At 69.1% G+C, this 16,948-nt stretch carries 22 protein-coding genes; 14 read left to right on the top strand and 8 right to left on the bottom strand.

Features of this window, described 5'->3' with window-relative positions:
- The first annotated feature begins 301 nt into the window (after positions 1 to 301).
- From BS75_RS07965 to BS75_RS07950, 4 genes are all read left to right on the top strand, one after another.
- Positions 302 to 496 (top strand): hypothetical protein, encoded by a 195-nt coding sequence (locus BS75_RS07965; protein WP_034087709.1) that lies wholly within the window; start codon positions 302 to 304, stop codon positions 494 to 496.
- Between the two features lie 5 nt (positions 497 to 501).
- Positions 502 to 891 (top strand): hypothetical protein, encoded by a 390-nt coding sequence (locus BS75_RS07960; protein ID WP_034087708.1) that lies wholly within the window; start codon positions 502 to 504, stop codon positions 889 to 891.
- 329 nt (positions 892 to 1,220) lie between these two features.
- A complete protein-coding gene (locus BS75_RS07955) occupies positions 1,221 to 2,696 on the top strand; it encodes a CHAP domain-containing protein (RefSeq protein ID WP_034087707.1) in 1,476 nt (491 codons plus the stop codon).
- Positions 2,697 to 2,929: 233 nt separating this feature from the next.
- A complete protein-coding gene (locus BS75_RS07950; protein WP_034087706.1) occupies positions 2,930 to 3,727 on the top strand; it encodes a hypothetical protein in 798 nt (265 codons plus the stop codon).
- Between the two features lie 34 nt (positions 3,728 to 3,761).
- Here BS75_RS07950 and BS75_RS07945 read toward each other — a convergent pair whose 3' ends face one another.
- A complete protein-coding gene (locus BS75_RS07945; RefSeq protein ID WP_034087705.1) occupies positions 3,762 to 4,727 on the bottom strand; it encodes a GNAT family N-acetyltransferase in 966 nt (321 codons plus the stop codon).
- A gap of 310 nt (positions 4,728 to 5,037) precedes the next feature.
- Here BS75_RS07945 and BS75_RS07940 point away from each other — a divergent pair, with 310 nt between their 5' ends.
- The 6 genes from BS75_RS07940 (at position 5,038) to BS75_RS07915 (ending at position 8,343) form a co-directional block, all read left to right on the top strand.
- A complete protein-coding gene (locus BS75_RS07940; protein WP_034087704.1) occupies positions 5,038 to 5,463 on the top strand; it encodes a hypothetical protein in 426 nt (141 codons plus the stop codon).
- A 23-nt stretch (positions 5,464 to 5,486) separates the two neighbouring features.
- A complete protein-coding gene (locus BS75_RS07935; protein WP_034087703.1) occupies positions 5,487 to 6,296 on the top strand; it encodes a hypothetical protein in 810 nt (269 codons plus the stop codon).
- On the top strand, positions 6,296 to 6,607 hold the full coding sequence (locus BS75_RS07930; protein WP_034087702.1) for a hypothetical protein: 312 nt from the start codon (positions 6,296 to 6,298) through the stop codon (positions 6,605 to 6,607). Before BS75_RS07935 ends, BS75_RS07930 begins: the two co-directional genes overlap by 1 nt.
- A gap of 27 nt (positions 6,608 to 6,634) precedes the next feature.
- Positions 6,635 to 7,366, top strand: a complete 732-nt coding sequence (locus BS75_RS07925; protein WP_034087701.1) for a hypothetical protein — start codon at positions 6,635 to 6,637, stop codon at positions 7,364 to 7,366.
- 194 nt (positions 7,367 to 7,560) lie between these two features.
- Positions 7,561 to 7,833 carry a hypothetical protein gene (locus tag BS75_RS07920; RefSeq protein ID WP_034087700.1) on the top strand — a complete coding sequence of 91 codons (273 nt, stop codon included), beginning with the start codon at positions 7,561 to 7,563 and terminating at the stop codon, positions 7,831 to 7,833.
- Between the two features lie 102 nt (positions 7,834 to 7,935).
- Entirely contained in the window at positions 7,936 to 8,343 is a 408-nt protein-coding gene (locus tag BS75_RS07915) for a VOC family protein (protein WP_034087699.1), read from the top strand.
- 288 nt (positions 8,344 to 8,631) lie between these two features.
- Here BS75_RS07915 and BS75_RS07910 read toward each other — a convergent pair whose 3' ends face one another.
- Complete coding sequence (locus BS75_RS07910) at positions 8,632 to 9,192, bottom strand: hypothetical protein (RefSeq protein ID WP_152646200.1); 561 nt, start codon at positions 9,190 to 9,192, stop codon at positions 8,632 to 8,634.
- A gap of 93 nt (positions 9,193 to 9,285) precedes the next feature.
- Between BS75_RS07910 and BS75_RS07905 the strand changes: the two genes are divergently transcribed.
- A complete protein-coding gene (locus tag BS75_RS07905; RefSeq protein ID WP_034087697.1) occupies positions 9,286 to 10,095 on the top strand; it encodes a class I SAM-dependent methyltransferase in 810 nt (269 codons plus the stop codon).
- A 73-nt stretch (positions 10,096 to 10,168) separates the two neighbouring features.
- On the opposite strand, the gene BS75_RS07900 is transcribed toward BS75_RS07905, so the two are convergent.
- From BS75_RS07900 to BS75_RS51385, 4 genes are all read right to left on the bottom strand, one after another.
- Entirely contained in the window at positions 10,169 to 10,942 is a 774-nt protein-coding gene (locus BS75_RS07900; protein ID WP_034087696.1) for a class I SAM-dependent methyltransferase, read from the bottom strand.
- 92 nt (positions 10,943 to 11,034) lie between these two features.
- A complete protein-coding gene (locus tag BS75_RS07895; protein ID WP_034087695.1) occupies positions 11,035 to 12,276 on the bottom strand; it encodes a phenylacetate--CoA ligase family protein in 1,242 nt (413 codons plus the stop codon).
- Positions 12,277 to 12,385: 109 nt separating this feature from the next.
- Entirely contained in the window at positions 12,386 to 12,586 is a 201-nt protein-coding gene (locus tag BS75_RS07890; RefSeq protein WP_034087694.1) for a hypothetical protein, read from the bottom strand.
- A 389-nt stretch (positions 12,587 to 12,975) separates the two neighbouring features.
- A complete protein-coding gene (locus BS75_RS51385; RefSeq protein WP_269330712.1) occupies positions 12,976 to 13,098 on the bottom strand; it encodes a hypothetical protein in 123 nt (40 codons plus the stop codon).
- 122 nt (positions 13,099 to 13,220) lie between these two features.
- Here BS75_RS51385 and BS75_RS07885 point away from each other — a divergent pair, with 122 nt between their 5' ends.
- Positions 13,221 to 14,957 (top strand): hypothetical protein, encoded by a 1,737-nt coding sequence (locus BS75_RS07885; protein WP_034087693.1) that lies wholly within the window; start codon positions 13,221 to 13,223, stop codon positions 14,955 to 14,957.
- 65 nt (positions 14,958 to 15,022) lie between these two features.
- Here the strand turns inward: BS75_RS07885 and BS75_RS07880 are convergent, their stop codons facing one another.
- A complete protein-coding gene (locus BS75_RS07880; RefSeq protein ID WP_152646199.1) occupies positions 15,023 to 15,244 on the bottom strand; it encodes a hypothetical protein in 222 nt (73 codons plus the stop codon).
- A 203-nt stretch (positions 15,245 to 15,447) separates the two neighbouring features.
- Positions 15,448 to 15,738: a hypothetical protein gene (locus tag BS75_RS07875; RefSeq protein WP_034087691.1), complete on the bottom strand. Its 291-nt coding sequence runs from the start codon at positions 15,736 to 15,738 to the stop codon at positions 15,448 to 15,450.
- A gap of 140 nt (positions 15,739 to 15,878) precedes the next feature.
- On the opposite strand from BS75_RS07875, the gene BS75_RS07870 reads away from it, so the two are divergent.
- Together BS75_RS07870 and BS75_RS07865 are read left to right on the top strand one after the other, a co-directional pair.
- A complete protein-coding gene (locus BS75_RS07870) occupies positions 15,879 to 16,712 on the top strand; it encodes a helix-turn-helix domain-containing protein (protein WP_063771582.1) in 834 nt (277 codons plus the stop codon).
- Entirely contained in the window at positions 16,709 to 16,942 is a 234-nt protein-coding gene (locus BS75_RS07865) for a DUF397 domain-containing protein (RefSeq protein ID WP_042440125.1), read from the top strand. Before BS75_RS07870 ends, BS75_RS07865 begins: the two co-directional genes overlap by 4 nt.
- Positions 16,943 to 16,948 lie beyond the last annotated feature (6 nt).

Below are 16,948 nucleotides of genomic sequence, written 5' to 3'. Positions count from 1 at the left end.
GTCCGCTGCTCGATCGCCCGTCTTTGCAGCACCGGGATTGCAGCCAGGGGCGACGATACCGGAGCCGCCTTTTGAAGCACGTCCAGCGAGTACCGCAGAGTTGATGATGCCATGTCAACGTGTCGCAATCCCGACAGGCGTCTTGGCGACACCCGGAAACTCTTCCGGGGGTGTTGATCTGCGACGAAGCTGGTCACTGCCGGCAGGGAACAGCCCGAACGGCAGCCGGACGAAGCGTCACCGCGGGACGCGAGATCCGGAGATGGACACCCGTCCCTCCTTCAGCAAAGGACTCACTGCCATGATCCGTACCCGTCTCGCCCAGGCCGCCGCGGTCGCCGCCCTCGCCGTCGGCACGGTCGTCATGCTGCCCGGCAGCGTGGCCGTCGCCGCCCCGGCCGCCGCCCCGGCTGCTGCTGTGGCCGTGGTCCAGGCCGCGGTGAGTGTCCCGGCCCCGGCCGGTGTGGTCGCCGACGGCAACGGCTCCTGGGGCTGAGCGCGGTGGACATCGTCTACACCTCCCTGGACCGCAACCGGGGGGCGCGGGCGGCGGACGGGCCGACCGAGGGGGCCGAGATCGTGGACGTGCTGTGGGCGCACGCCGTGCCCGAGGACCGCCTCGAACACGCCTCCGGCCGCGCCGGACCGGACCGGATCGACCTGCTGCTGTTCCTGCGGACCCCCGAGACCCCCGACCAGGACCCCGACGGTGCGCAGCGGCGGGCGGCCGCGCTCCTGCACCGCTGCCACCTGGCCTCGCCGCTCCTGCGGCACCGCTACCTCCCACCCGCACCACCCGCACCACCCGCACCGTCGGCGCCGTCGGCGCCACCCGCACCGTCGGCGCCGTCGGCGTCTTCCGGGGTGTGGCAGCCGCGTCCCGCCGGCTGACCCGTCCCGCACCGCACCGTCTGTGCCGCTGATAGTGACGACCGCTGTTCCTGCAGGGCAGCCGTCCGAGCGGACCTCCGTGTCCGCGCCCGGTTCCGGCCGGGCCCCGGCACCCCCGGCACCCCTGGCACTCCCGGGCATGTCCTTTCGCTGCACCTCTCACCGTGACGGCTGTTCCTGCAGGCCAGCCGTCCAGCCGGGCACGCCCTCGTGCGGGCCGGCCGTGCCATCCCACACCCGGGCCCCTCGCGGGTCCGGCAGTTGACACCGCACCACCACGCACCACACTCCCTTTTTCTTTCGCTTGTGCTTCCTTCAAGGAGATTCCTGTGTCTGTTCTCAGTGCGAAGTTCCGCCGCAACGGCATTGCGACGCTGGTCGCGGCGGCCGCGGTGACCGGGTTGTCGGTGCTGCCGGCCCATGCCGACACCGGTTCGGCGGTCGCCCAGATCGCCCAGGCCAACCTGGGCCACGGGGCCTGCGACACCAACAGTGCCGGCGGGAGCGGCTACGAGTCCTCGTGCACCGGCAACGGCGGCAGCCCGGAGCTGTGGTGCGCGGACTTCGCCAAGTGGGTGTGGCAGCAGGACGGGGTGAACGTGAGCGGCCTGACCGCGGCGGCGGGCAGCTTCGGGCAGTACAACGGCGGCCTGACCGGGACGCCGGCCGTCGGCGACGCGGTCGTGTTCGACTACAACGGGGCCGGGTCCGCGGACCATGTCGCGATCGTCACCCAGGTCAACGCGGACGGCACCATCGAGACCGTCGGCGGCGACGAGAACGGCACCAGCGGGAACTGGGCCGCGACCTCGGCGGTCCACCAGGACGGGCCCTACAGCGGTGCGCTGGGCTACAGCTCCTACATGGGGATGAGCATCAGCGGCTACGTCGCGCCGATCGGCGGCAACGGGACCGGGACCGGGACGCCGACGTCCGACCCGGCCACCACCGTGCACGTCTTCATGGTCGGCTCGGGCAACACGCTGTTCAACCAGGACGGGAACTACGCCAAGGGCACCTGGTCCGCGCTGCAGAGCGTCCCGGGCGGGGCGGCGGGGGTCACCAAGGTCGCCGCCGCGAGCACCGGCAAGGTCACCCGGCTGTACGCGATCGGCTCGGACAACGCGGTCTACACCAACGACGGCGACTACGCGACGGGCAGCTGGGGCAGCTGGCAGAAGATCCCCGGTGCGGCCGGGGCGCGTGAGGTGACCGCCGTCGCGGTCGGCAACACCGTCCACCTGTTCTACATCGGGTCCAACAACACGATCTACAACACCGACGGGAACTACACCACCGGCAGCTGGTCCGCGGTCCAGGCCGTCCCGGGCGGTGCGGCCGGGGTGCAGAACATCACCGCCACCGCCCAGGGCAACTCGGTCCACCTGTACTTCACCGGCGCGGGCAACACCATCTACAACCTCAACGCCGACTACACCACCGGGACCTGGTCCTCGGTCATGGCGCTGCCCGGCAACGCCTCCGGGGTGCAGAACCTCGCTGTTGCCACCGTCGGCAGCATCGACCACCTCTACTACACCGGCTCGGGCAACACCTTGTTCAACCAGGACGGCGACTACTCCAAGGGCACCTGGACCGGCGTCACGACCGTGCCCGGCGGCGCGGCCGGTGTCGGGTCCCTCTCCGCCGCCGCGATCGGCAGCGTCGTCCACCTGTACTTCACCGGCTCCGACAACACCCTCTACAACATCGACGCCAACTACGGCACCGGCAAGTGGTCCAGCGTCTACCACATCCCCGGCAACGCCGCCGGCCTCGGCGCCATCGCCACCAGCACCAACTAACCCCACCCCACCCCGCACCAACCCCGCACCACCCCGCACCGCACCGTGGCCCTCCCACCCCCCCGGGCAGGAGGGCCACGGCCCGTGACCCAACACACCACCCGCACCGACCGACACCCAAGACGGCGGTGCAGCCCATCAGCGTGCTGCCGCCTCTGAAGCAGGCCCTAGGGTGTGCAGACGGAGGTGCGGACTCTTGCCCTCCGCGACAACTCCCCGGGGGATCAGAAACTGTGATCAGCACGACGCGCATGGCCACGAGCACGCTCGTCTGCACCGCGCTCGCACTCACCGCGACCGCCTGCAGCAGCACCACGAAGCCGATCGGCGCTGCAACAGCGGCGAGTACTCCCATCGCCACGAACGCCACGGCCATACCCGCCACCCCGAGTCCGACAGCGACACTGGCGGGCCCACTGGCAGGTATGGCGGGAGGCACGATTGCCACGAACGCCGAGGATGCTCAATCCCTCGCCACCTCGGTACACGTGACAGGCGGCGAGGCCAACGCCGTTCCGCATACCACCGTCGACGTGAGGATCGCGGGGGACAAGGGGTGTCAGGGCACCGCCACCACAGCCGGCGCCGGCTCCTACCAGGTGGTCGTCATCGGAAGCGATATCTGGGTCAAGCCCGACCTCGCCCTTTGGCGCACGATGGGCGGCGGGAGCCCCGCTGCGCAGCAGCTCCTGAGCGGAAAGTACTTCAAGAGCAGCCTCTCCGACACGAAAATGCGGCTGTTTGCGGAAGTGTGCTCGCTGAACTCGATAGTGGTCTCCTCGATGCAGCACGCCGCCATCTCGACCGTCGGACCCGTCACAACATTCGCCGGGACCAAGGCGCTGACCCTCCTGGACCCCCTGGACAACGCCACCATCCTCGTCTCCGACACTGCCGCGCCCGAGGTCCTTCAGGTCACCGACAGTGGTGCGAAAGCCGCAACGACCACCTTCAGCGACTACAACGCACCACTGACGCTCACGCCACCCCCAGCCGACGAGACGGTCAGCGCTGCCGAGTACGGCCTGTGATCGTCGTGCACGGGACTGCCACAATCCCCGAGGCTCACTCGCTGGTGTCGTCGCTCCAGGTGATGCCCGTGATCTGCCAGCCGGCCGGTGTCCGCAGCAGTTGGATGCACTTGGTCCCGCTGCCGGTGTAGGCGTCGCCGCGCAGGACCCCGGACTTGGCGTAACGGACCAGGCGCTGCGCGACGTTCCCGGAGACCAGGGTGGTCCTGCTGGTCTCCCACTCCCTGAAGTCGACCAGTTCGCCACCGTGGAGCAGTTTCTGCCGTGGCGTCAGGAACTGCTCCACGGTCTCGACCTTCACGGGTTCGGCATGGCTCACGACCACGGCGCCCGGCACGAACATGGACTCCAGGCTGCCCAGGTCGACTTCGCGTCCGTCGGCATTGGTGAAGGCGTCGAAGAACGTCGCGGCCAGGGCGTCGATCCGGTCCTCGTCGGAGGCAGCGTCGGCCGCCTCCTCGGCCCCGGCGTCCCGGCGGCCGAACCAGTCCTCGGGAGTGGTCGACCAGATCTCCGCAGGCTCGTCGCCGGAGCCGTCCGCCTCCTGGTAGGTCAGGCCGAGACGGCGGGCGGTGGCGATGCTGCGGGTGTTGGCGGACAGGGTGTGCCAGATGACCCGGCGGAGTCCCCGCTCCCGGAAGGCCCAGTCGATCAGCAGCCCGACCGCCCGGGTGACCAGCCCGCGCCCCTCGGCGGCGGGCTCCAGCCAGCAGCCGACCTCGGCGACGCCGGACGCCGCGTCGATGGAAGCGAACATGACGCCGCCGACCAGGACCCCGTCCAGGCGGATGCCGTGGATGCCCGCGCCGGTCAGCGCCTGCGCGTCCCAGTAGCCCCGCAGCACGGCTTCGGCGGACTCCAGGTCCGTGGCGACGAAGTTGCGGCCCACCCAGGGGGTGATATAGGCGCGGCAGCGGTCGAAGTGGGCGAGAAACTCCTCGGCCCACCAGGGCTCCAGCGGAGCGAGCTGCGCACCGGGGCCGAGGGGTCGTGCGTACATGCGGACTCCGGTGGTTCGAGGCAGCGCGGAGGACCAGGGAACAGTACACCTGCCGAACGGTTGCCTACGGCGGTCACTGGCCGGCCGTCGGAGGTGCCACCAACAGTCAGGTCCCGGGATTCGACTCCTGATGTCCGAGCAACTACGGTCGCGCAAGCCAGATCAGACGTGTCATCACAACGGGGTCGAGGGCCAAGCTCTTGTTTCGCTCAAGTCTTCTCCGTTCACAGGCAATGATCGACAGCGGCCCGCTACGGTGGCGGCGTGGATCAGCCGGGGGAATTGAGGCTGCCGAAACGCGGGGAGAGCCATGAGCACAGCGGGTGCCAACATTTTCGGTCGCAGGGCGGTCGGGCTGTGGGGCGCCGCGATCCCGGCACTCTGCTTCGCCGTGCCACTGCTGCGCTGGGCGCTCAGCAGCAACCGCACCGACGTCCTGGCTGCCCCGCTCTTTCCCTGGTTCCCGGCAGCTGCGGCACTGGGCGTGGCCCTGCTCGGAGTGGTCCTGCTCGCCCTCGTCCCCTTGTTCCGGCTGCGGCTCCCGCGTGGCCTGCGGATCGCCCTCGCCATCGGTTGTGTGCTGCCCAGTGAGTGCAGCGCCATCATGCTGGCCAGCGAGGCATTCACCGGCGGCGGGCACCTGCTGCTCGGCATGGGGCTCGGGTTGGGAGTGGTGTGCAGCGGCTACGTCCTGGTCCCGCACCTGGCGGTGCCGGCCAAGGATCTCACCTACTGAACAAGTCACATGCAGGGGGAGCGTTGAGTAGTCAGCAGAGTCAACTCATAAAATTCCAGCAGGAGTTCACCGAGGTAATGCGCACCGCAGAGCTCCTGGCCCGGGCTCGTCCATCCGCCGCGGAGGGTGAGGACGCCGCGATGTCGGTTCGCGTCCGGATCGCCCCGGACGCTCTGCCGGAGCGGATCGCCCTGGCCCCCCGCTGGCGGCAGGCGGTTGGCCCGGGCGGCCTCGGCCAGGCCGTGCTCCAGGCTGCCCAGCAGGCGGCATTGGCCCAACTGGCTCAATGGAAGCAGGAGTTCGATATCGCCAGAGTCGACGAGAGCCGGCCGGAGTCGGCCACGCCGCCTGCGGCGGAGGAGCCGCCCCGGCCGCTGGCGACCGTCGTCGACGAGGTTCTGGAGCTGATCGGAGATGGGCCGGAGCTGCCTTCCGGGGATGCCGCAGTGTCGGCAGAGAGCGGATGGACCGGCCAGGGCGGTGACGGAGCGGTTCGGCTCAGCCTTTCCCCGCGCGGGCTCGCGGCCTGCACGGTGGATGAGCGCTGGGCCGACCGGCAGGGCGACGAGACCGTTCAGGCGGCGCTGAGTTCCGCGCTCGCACAGGCGCGCTCGCGACGTCGGGCTGCAGTTGAGCAGCAGGCGGGACGTGCCCGGCGCTCCGACCGGCTCGTGGGAGAGCTGTTCGCGTTGCTGCAGAACTCCGGTGGCGGGAGCCAGGCTTGGCCGGTTCCCGGAACCTTTGGTTCCGGCGGCCCCGGAACATTCACCTCGGGCGCATTCGGCCGCGACCAAGGACGCGACCAGGGCCGCGACCAGGGAGGGGTGCGCTGATGTCGACGCCCACTGGCTACCAGGTGACCGTCGACACGCTCGACGATGAGGCCAAGACCTGGCAGCAGGAGTCCGACGCCCTTGAGCAGGGCCAGAGTACTGTCGCCGCCCTCGCCTTCAATCGGATCGAGGCGGGTGTGTTCCAGATCGTGGTCGACGCGCACACCCAGGTCTCCCAGGTCATCGCGGGCCGTGCGGGCGAGGGGGCGGCGGAGTGTGAGCGGATTGCCGGACTGCTGCGTAGGACCGCAGCCGGCTACGAACAGACAGAGGGTGCCGCTGCCGCGTCCTTCCGCCTTCTGCAGAAATGACGCCGGACTGATGAATGGGAGACGATCATGTTCGACGCGACACAGTACAGCCAGATCTCGGACCGGATCACCGGGAAGCTGGCCGAGATCCCGAAGCACCAGGAGAGTGTTCAGGCGGAGGTCCTGCGGCTTGCCAATGAGTGGTACATCCCCTCGTGGCTGGCGGAGTCGATCGTCTACTTGGGTGAGAAGCTGTGGGAGCTCGCCAACTGGGCGATGAACCTCTTGAACGAGGTGATCGAGGGACTCGGTGCCCCCGTGATGTTCTGGGAGACGGCCTACAAGTGGGAGAGTGCCCGCGGCATCTTCACCGGCGTCGCAGCCGAACTCAACCCGGCGTCGCTCGGCAGCACCGGCGACTGGAAGGGTGCCGCTGCCACCGCCTACACCACGGCGATCACTCCGCAGTCCGCTGCTGCTGCCCGGCTGGGTGCCTCCTCGGACAAGGTCTCCGGGGCGCTCCAGACATGCGCTGTCTCAGGACTGGCCTTCTATGCGGGGGTGCTGCTCCTGGTGGCCCAATTCGTCATGTCGCAGATCGCGGCCGCAGCGGCTACGGCCACTGGCGTGGCTGCTCCGGTCGGCCTGCTGGCCTCGCTCAGTAGTGGCGCGTTCACCCTCGGTGCGATAGTCGCCCTCGTAGGCACCCTGTCCGCCCTCCTCGGTGTCCAGGCCAGCCAGCTCTCCACGATCCATGGCGAGGCCGAGGACGGCACCGCTTTCCCCGGCGGTCACTGGCCGGTCGTCGCCGGTGCCTGAGTCGCGCGCCTGAGTCGCGCGCCTGAGTCGCGCGCCTGAGTCGCGCGCCTGAATCGCGCGCCGCAAGGCGCCACGGCCTCGAACGGCGGAGTAGCGGGGTCCGCTTGTATGGTGGACCGGGTAAGTACGCAATCCGCCTCTCATGGGCCCGCGGCTCACGAGGGGCGCTCGGCCGTACCGAGCAGGAGGCACCCGTGGAGCAATGGGCGACGTGGACCACGATCGGCATCATCTCCGGCCCAGGCGGTGTGCCGACCGTTGAGCGGGGAACCATCAGCGGCGAACTGACCGTGCACACCACCTGGGTCGACGGCCGGGCCGATATCACCGTGCAGTACGTCGGTGCCCAGGACTGGTTCACCTTCCCTGAGAGCCCGGTGGCGGTCGCCGACGAGCCGGCCGCCCGCGAGGCCCATCAGCAGGCCGTCGAGCGGGTCAAGCAGGGTGCCCGTGGGCAGGCCGACTGAGGGCCTGGCACCGGGCCGACAAGGCCTCGGACCTCCCGGGCACTCGCTGCGGCCGCACGCCGCAACGGGTGCCCGGGGCGGTTGCGTGCGAGGATCGGCGCCATGAGTGAGGACCGACAGGAGCCGGGCGGAGCCTTCGTCCACCACGTCGAGCTGTGGGTGGACGATCTCGCCACCGCCGAGCGGCAGTGGGGGCCGGTGCTGGTGGCGCTCGGCTGCCGGCTGTACCAGAACTGGGAGCGCGGGCGCAGCTGGCGGAGCGGTGGCGGCAGCTACGTCGTGATCGAGCAGTCGCCGGCGCTGCGGCCCGGCGGCCACGACCGGCTCCGGGCCGGGCTGAACCACCTGGCCGTGCGCGGTGCGCGCGAGCCCGTGCTGAAGGCCGCGCTGGCGGCGGACTGGACGCTGCGGGTGGACACCGGCAGCGCCGTGCACCTGATCGACAGTCAGGGTTTCGAGCTGGAGGTCGTCTACGCCGAGGACGACACCCCGGCGGGGGAAGCGCCGTAGGGAGAGCAGCGGCCCGGCCGCCGTCGTGGCCGACTGCACGGACAGTGCAGCGTCGGTGCGCGCCCTGCGGCTCGATGGCATGCTTCCGCGACCACGAGAACGCATACCGGTCTGTCACCGGCAAGCGGGACCTGTTCGCCCTCTGGGATCGGAGAAGCGGGTTCGTGCAGGAGGCTTTCCGCTGCCCCGACTTCGAGCAGCGCCCCTCCGGCAGCGGGTACCGCGGCTGGCCTCCGCGGTGAAGTCGTGTCCACAGCGCGCTCGTTGGTCATGTCGGGAGGGCGCCGGTCAGAGGATGGGCGGCCATTGCACGGCGTCGAGGTTCCGCGCCAGGTGGCGTTCCTGTGCGCCGATGTCGTCGAGGATTGCCCGTCCTGCGGCGACCAGGGCGGGAAAGGCGGGCTCGTCGGAGGTCAGATGGGGAGTCACTTCGCTGACGGGGAGGTGCTGGAAGGCGAGGAGCGCCGCGCCCTGGAAGGCGGCGATGAGCCTCGTACTCCTGCTGTGGGCGAGGATCCACCCGTCCGGGCAACTGGAGAGCCAGAACGTGCGGCCGCTGCTGTGGACGGAGACGCCGTGGGAGTGGTCGCCGTCGACGACCTGGTCGACGAGTTCGAGGGGGCGTTCGGCGGCGAGCTCCGCGAGAGTACGGGGGTGGTCGAGGCCGTCGTCGATAAGTGAGCGAATCGTGTCGGCGCGGGACTTGCGGGCGGCTTCGGCCCGGTCGTCGAGACGCCGGAGAGTGTCGAGCGGGAGGCGAACATCGATCTTGGGGCCGACCTCGGGGCGTCCGCCGGCATTGCGCGGCGGGGTGGTGCCCATGGTGTCCCTCGGGAGAGGTTGTCGCATGCGTCAACCCTAAGGAGGGCTTGTCGCATGCGTCAACCCCTGCAGCAGGCCATCTGCGGACACTTGTTCGACGTAGCAACTAGGGTGTGGCGCATGAGCCAGACTCCCGTCGACCCCGTCGACCCCGTCGCGCACAACCGCCTCGCCTGGGACCGCGAGGTGGAGCAGGGCAACGAGTGGTCGCGCCCGGTCGGCCCCGAGGTGATCGCGAAGGCGCGGGCCGGTCAGTGGTCCATCGTCCTGATCGGACACGAGCCGGTCGACCCGACCTGGTTCCCGCCGGACATCGCCGGTCGCGACGTGCTCTGCCTCGCCTCCGGCGGCGGGCAGCAGGGTCCGGTGCTGGCCGCGGCGGGCGCGCGGGTGACCGTCTTCGACAACTCGCCCCGCCAGTTGGCGCAGGACGAGATGGTCGCGGCGCGGGAGGGGCTCGATCTGCGCACCGTGCTCGGTGACGCGCGCGACCTGAGTGCGTTCCCGGACGCCTCCTTCGACCTGATCGTCCACCCGGTCTCCAACCTGTTCATCCCGGAGCCGGCGCCGGTCTGGCGCGAGTGCCACCGCGTGCTGCGCCCCGGCGGGACGCTGCTGTCCGGCTTCCTCAACCCGGACGTCTACCTCTTCGATGCCGAGCCCCTGGAGGCGCGCGGCGAGCTGGTGGTGCGTCACCGCCTGCCCTACAGCGACCTCACCCACCTGGAGCCCGCCGAGCGGGAACGGCTGTGGGGCCTCGACGCGCCGGTGGAGTACAGCCACACGCTCACCGAGCAGCTCGGCGGCCAGATCGCGGCGGGCTTCGCCATCACCGGCTTCGTCGAGGCGCCGCACCACTCGGACGCCACCGCCGGCTGGCTCTCCGGCTACTTCGCCACGAAGGCGGTCAAGGCCGCCGTCGGTCACTGACCCTCCACCGGCCGGTCCGGGTCAGTGCCCCGCAAACCGGACCGCCCTCCGGCCCGACAGCCGCCGACGCGGGTCAGGCCGGCGAGGTGCCGCGCCAGAGGCTGGCGCCGGAGGCGAACACGATCGGATCCATGATGGCCAGCTCCGCCCGCACCCGGGCCTCGAACTCGGATCGGGAGTCCGCCGGGAGGGCGTCGATGAACGCGCGGGAGCCGTGCGAGAGCGCCCAGTTCCAGAACGTGTCGGCGTCGGGGACCGGGAGACGCTGCTCGATGTCAGTGTCGCCGACGTCGGTGAATCCGGCCGTCACGAGAAGCTGCTGCTCGTCCAGGGGGCGGCTGAGGCGTCCCTCGCCGGCGGGTATCCGCGGCTGGAACTCGCGGAAGAGGGCGCTGTAGAACTCCCACTCCGGCGCGTCCTCGACGGCTCCGGGGACGGAGAAGGAGAACACCCCGCCAGGGGCGAGGACTCGACGGACCTCCTGGGCCGCCGCTGCCGGATCGTCGAGCAGGTGGACGACGAATCCGGCGCAGACCAGATCGAAGGAGCTGTCCGGAAAGTCCAGTCGATGAGCGTCCATCACCCGCGTCCCGTGGACGTCCGGGTACTGGGCCGCGATCCGCTCGACCATGCCGGGGGCGCAGTCCACGGCCGTCACCTGGCAGCCACGGGCGAGCGCGGCACCGGTCAGGGCGCCGCGTCCGGCGCCCAGGTCGAGGACACGGGTGCCGGGAGCAGGGGCGAGCCACTCCATGTGCTGCTCGCCGAACCCGGCGAAGAACGGCAGCACCTCGTCGTACACCGAGGCCACTTGGTCGAAGAGGGCGGTAGCTCGTTCTGCGGTCATGGCCGGTGATACTGGCACAGGGACGGATGGATCGCACACTCGATTTCCTGCCGGGGCCTCGGCTTGCGTTGGCTCGCCGTGCTGGGGGCTCCCTAGACGAGGGTCACGTCTTCGAGCTGGCCAGGGCCGTGCAGGATCACCCGGACCCCCGCCGGAAGGGACTTCCGGGCCGCGTCGGCGACGGCCTGTGCCTCCTGCGGCCAGACCTGCGGGTCGAAGCGGAGCTCCACCCGGACGGCGGGGCCGTCGGCCTCGTCGACGATCTTGAAGCGGGGGCTTCCCGCTTCGTAGTGCCGCTGGTCGGCATCGGGGTACAGATGGCGGGGACTGACCGCGACCTGCGGCAGGTCCGCGAAGGTGGACACACAGTCCGCAGTAGTGACGAACCCGCCCTGCTCGCCGGAGGCCACGCAGTGCGCCTCCCGCCCCAACGGGAGGAACCCCGGCTCCCCCCACTTCGGGCAGGCCTGCGCAGCGAGTTGGACCAGGTCGCCGGGCCGGTAGCGGATCCGGGGCTCGAACTCGACGTAGGGGTAGAGCGCCGTCACCAGCAGGCTGCCGCGCCCGCCTAGCGGAACATAGCGGTCGGGATCGGCCGGGTCGACGACTTCGGCCACGCAGGACGGAGGGAAGTGATGGTGTGCACAGGTCCGGCACTTGAGCGCGTTGCACATACGGAGCTCGGAGAAGCCGTAGACCACGTCGATCTCCGCACCCCACCACTCGCGTAGCCGGGACTCCCAGCCACGGGAGAGGAACTCACGCCCGACCTCCAGCGAGTCGATGCCGAAGCCGGAGATGTCGCCGAAGCGCTGCTGCATGTGCAGCGTCAGATCCTTGATCTGCCGCGCCGTACCCGCCAGGACGCGAATGCGACTCCCGTCGGCGGAGCCGTTGGCGATGAGGTCGGCCGCCAGGTCGAAGTAGGCCATCGACAGCAGGGGGACGAAGTCTCCTTCTCCAGCCAGGTCCAGACCCACCACGGCCCCGTGGTTGAAACCGACCAACTGCAGCCGCCGACGCCCGTCGCCGACACGGCTGGACCTCAGCGCCGCACGCTCCGCCTCGGTCGAGTAGAACGCCTTCGGGGTACCGGAGGTGCCGTTGGTGAACCCGGTGGCGATCCCGTCGAAGGTCGAGGTGCGCAGTTGCTCGCGGACCGAGGCCCAGCCGGCCGGGTCGAGCCAGGGCAGCTGCCGCAGCAGACCGGGGGCGTCGTCGGGCCCGATGTCCCCGTCGGGGATCAGCCCCCGGTAGAACGGGCTGTCCGCTCGGACGCGGGTCAGCGTCCGGGCCAGACCGATCAGGCGCTGCTCGGTCAGGGTGGTCTGCATGGGCCGTCTCCTCGGGACCGGTGGAGCCGAACGCGAGCCGTGCGACTTTCAGCGGTCGCACGGCTCGCATCAGGTGTCCTTGTTCATCACATGACTTCTCGTCAGGAGGCTAGAAGCAACCGGCCGGCCGGAAGAGCTCCGAGGAGTGGGCGGGCTCAGCCGCCGCCAGGGCCGATATGTGGCAGCCTCGGGCCTCGGCCGTCGTCGGGGCCGGAGCAATGGCCACAGCCGCGCCGACAATCAGTCCTGCGCTGACCGCCGCAAGGGCGGCGATGCGCGTGACCGAGATTTCAGGAAGACCGTTGAGCATGCGTGCGCTCCTTCTACAGAGAGGGGATCTTGCGAGAACATAGCAGTCCGCAAACATGGTGAAGTACCCACCGGTGCAGGGATATCGACACTGCCCTGACGCTGCAAGGACTTTTCGGGGCCCGACGCCACAGGGCGAGCCGGGAGAGAGCGCGGAGCGTGCCCCCTCTGTCGCCCTGGACGTCGTGAATGGTTCATTGGGAAGCCACCGTCATGTCCGGTGCGGAACACCGGGTCAACCGCCCCAGCGGTACGTAAACCGTGCTGTGACCAGCACAGTGAGTAATCATCAGTTCACCAGTACTTGCTCCTGCGTCGTGCTTGGCCGGTACACCAGGGCGCGTCGGTGCCAGCAGGCCTATTCAGAAGGAAATGTCACTGCTCCATCCGTCAAGTGTCCTTCCAATAACGGAAGTTAATGAATCCTGTGAGCGTCGCCAGGCGCAGGGTGAAGTTGTTCCGGATCTGGGCGAACTGGAGCAGGAAGATGGTCACGAAGGCCGGTGCGAGCATGGGGAAGGCGATGCGACGGGTAGGCACTCGTGGTGGTACAACGACGGGCGGGATATATGCCCGTCGCTCACGGGCTCGGAGTCAGTACTCTCATCCCAACATCCCTGCCACGGAGATCACCTATGCCGCCCCTTCGCTCGACGAAGGCACTCGCCCCCCTCCTCGGGGCCTCCCTGCTCAGCTGTGCCGTCACCGCGTCCCCGGCCCTCGCCGACGCGCCCGCCCAGGCCGGCGTCTCGTTCGGGAACATCACCGCCGGCCAGACCCTGACCGGTGACACCCAGGTCACCCTGAACGTGCAGAACTCGGCCACCGACCCGGTGACCTTCATCCAGCTCACCGCCGGTCAGTTCATCGGGACGACACCTTCCGTCCGGCTGCGCCAGCAAATTCCGTTGCCTGCGGACTGCGCCACCAGTTGCACCGTCACCGCCGACCTGAACACCACCGCCCCGGTCCAGGGCGGCAGCGGCCCCCTGGCGCTCCCGGCGCTGGACGACGGAGGCGTAGTCCTTGTCGCGCTGGCGTTCGCCGGCACCGTGGGGGTGGCGCATGCCGACCTGAACGCCCTGGTGAACAATCACCGCCCCACCACTGTCGTGCCTGTCACCAACACGCCGTGGAGCCCGAGCACCCCGGTAGGCCTGGTCGGGGACAGCTCCCTGACCGTGCAGGCCACCGCAGCTCCCGGCGCCGGCGCCCCCGACGGCACCACCGTCAGCAGCGTTCAGATCCTGGTCCCAGGGCAGCCCTCGTGGCCCACGCTGCAGTTGACTCCCTCTGCGGACGGCACGAGCTGGAGCACCACGGCTGACACCCAGGCCATCCCCTCCGGCGCCTATCCCGCCGAAGCCGTGGCGGTGGACAGCAACGGCACCGTCGGCGACCCCGTTCCGCTCACCTTGGTCATCGACCACGCACCCACGCTCAACCTGTACTCCGGCACGATCGCACCGGACGCCCTGGCGAACATGGGCGTGAGCTACGCATACGGTTCCAGCACCTTGGGCTGCGGAAGCGGTGCACAGTACGTCGCACCCCAGCAGATATCCGTCTCCGTGGACGGATCCCTGTGGAACAGCGCCCCGGCCACCGCCACGGGCCTCCCGCAGTCATGCTTCCTCAAGGTTGGCGGCACCGGGACGATTGCCCGGCAACTCCCGTACGGACAGCACCGGCTCACTGTGACCCTCACCGACAATCGCGGTCACACCAGCACGGCCACGTCGGCGATCACCGTCGCCCTGCCGCTGAACGTGCAGTGGGCGGGAGTCAAGAGCCCTCTGGTCGTCGGTCTCGGCACCGACGTGAACCTTCGCGCGGTCGTCACCGCCCCCGACGGTTACAGCAAGCTCGCCGACTGGCTCATAGTCGACCGCTCCCGTGCGGGCAGCAGTTCGGTCAGTGGCACCTACCCGAGCACGCCCTCCTGGCCCGGCTGGTACTCGATGATCACCGGCACCAACGAGGTCGACGTGGCGGTCGAGTCCGACAACGGCCTGTCCTCCGACAGTGTCCTGGACATCGACGTCGTCCCCACCACGGCCACCGCTCTCGGCCTCTCCACCACCCGGGCCCGCCGCAACACCGTGGTCACCTTCTCCGGGCACCTCGACCAGTGCACCAGCCTGAGCACCTCGGCCCGGCCCGCGCTCCGCAACGCCTGGGCGCTGCTCCAGTTCCGCCCCGCCGGCAGCTCCACCTGGACCACCAGGGCCGAGGCCGTCACCAACGTCTACGGGAACGTCTTCTTCCACGAGAAGGCCACCGCCACTGGTGCCTGGCGCATCACCACCGCCACCACCACGGGTTGGACGGGATCCACCAGCACCACCACCACGCTGACGGTCATGCCGTAGCAGTAGTCGCAGACACGTCCCTGACGGCCCTGCCCCGAGACCCCGGGGCAGGGCCGTTTTTCAAGTCATCGAGTGGTCCGCGCCGTGCCCGGTGTCGCGCCGAGGTGGTTGGTCCGAAACGCCGTGCCGGCCAGCTCCAGCAGCGCGTACACGGTGTTGTAGCTCGCGCGGTGCGTCAGCATCAGCTCACTGATGCTCGCCCCCGCGTCGTACTCCGCCCGGTACGCCAGCGCGCGCCGCAGCCGGTAGGCCGATTTGGACGGTGAGTTCACTGTGGGCTCAGGCAAGGATGGTTCCAATCAGGGGAGTTCAGGATCCCGATGGCCAGGCGTCGGCCGACCACCGGTGTGCGGCAGGCAGCGCGGGCAGCTACAGGGCGGGTAGGTCTGGCTGATTCCGGCGTAGAGCACCGGGCTCGGATCGACGTGCGGAAGCTCTGTCCGCGCACCGGTGGTTGCATCCAGCCGATAGACGCGGAGCGTCATCTCGCTCACTCGGGACACCTCGCCTCGACGGTGGCGATTGCGGTGAAGTGCCGCCGCAGGAGTTCGGTGAACTGCTCCAGGACGGGGACGGCCACGGTCCCGATCCGCACCCGCTCCTCACCGAGGGAGGTGGTGACGACTGCGGCGTCCGAGACCTCCCAGCGAAGCAGGTGCATCAGCGTCAGAAAGTCCAACCGCGCGATGTACGTCCGGTCCTCGGCCGCCGACTGCGGCGAGCCTTCGCCACCTCGGTCGCCGGTCTGTCCTGCTTCGTCATCCAGCGTCAGTTCGTCCATGGGTCTGCCTCGCGGGTCATTGATGGTCACTTAGCGTTCGGTGAATCTCACCGTCTGCACTCCAATCGTTGCGTCGCGGACGTACGATTCGGAAGGTCCTCACTGTGGACAAAACCGTGTTGTGAAATGGTGGTGATCCCTTGCGGGAGATTGATCTTGACCCGTCGTCATCTCCGTGGGCCGCCTATGGAACGCAGCTGCGCCGGTCACGTAAGGCCAAAGGTCTGTCGCAAGCACAGTTTGGGGAGCTGATCGGGTACAGCGCTACCTACGTGTCCTACCTCGAAAGGGGGCAACGGCCCGCAACACTTCACATCTCCGTCGCTGCTGATGCTGCTCTTGAGACCGGCGGCACGCTCGAACTGATGTGGTGGAGCCTGAGGCACGCAGCACTCATCGAAGGATTCCCGGAGTTTGCCGCGCGAGAGGCAAAGGCGGCGAAGATAAGGGCCTTCGAGCTGGGAGTCATCCCTGGCTTGTTGCAGACTCCTGAGTATGCGATGGCGTTGGCTGCCGCAGCGGTCAGGCGGGGAAGCATCAGCCAGGAGCAGGCGGATGAGCGGGTCGCCTTCCTGGCTACTCGACAGGCCCTCCTGGGTCGCTCTCCCGCTCCCGTCGTCCATGTCGTCCTCGATGAGAGCTGCCTGCGCCGCATGGTCGGAGGGCGAGAGGTGATGGTGCATCAGCTTGCTAAGTTGGAGAGTGTGGCTGAGCAGCCCAGGAGGATCATTCAGGTGGCCCCATACGAACTCGGCGAGCGCTGCCCGTTCGTGTTGCCTGTGTGGCTGCTGACGATGCCCGACCGAACTGTGCTCGGCTACACAGAATCGCACCAGCGCGGCTTTCTGGAGCGTGAAAGCGACTCGGTTGCAGCATGGGAGAGAGAGTACGATTGGCTGCAGGTTGACGCGCTGTCCCAAGCTAACTCCCTCGCCATGATCCAAGAGGTACGGAAGGAGTTGTGCTCCTCGTGACTGATCAGATCGAGTCGTCCGGTGCCGCCTGGTTCAAGTCCAGCCACAGCGACAACGGTGGTGCCTGTATCGAGGTGGCGCCTGGGTTCATCTCCGGCTTCGTTCCGGTGCGCGACAGTAAGGCCCCTGAAGGTCCGACGCTGCTCTTCCGCGCCGCTGCGTTCGTGGCCTTCGTAGGCGCGATCAAGGCTGGCGAGTTCGCCGAGTGGGAGCAGCAGGTCACCCCGTAGTCTGCC

Origin of the sequence: Streptacidiphilus albus JL83 (assembly GCF_000744705.1) — a bacterium.
Classification (GTDB): Bacteria; Actinomycetota; Actinomycetes; order Streptomycetales; family Streptomycetaceae; genus Streptacidiphilus; species Streptacidiphilus albus.
The sequence above is the reverse complement of the archived record's forward strand: the minus strand, read 5'-3'. Positions and strand labels throughout refer to the sequence as shown.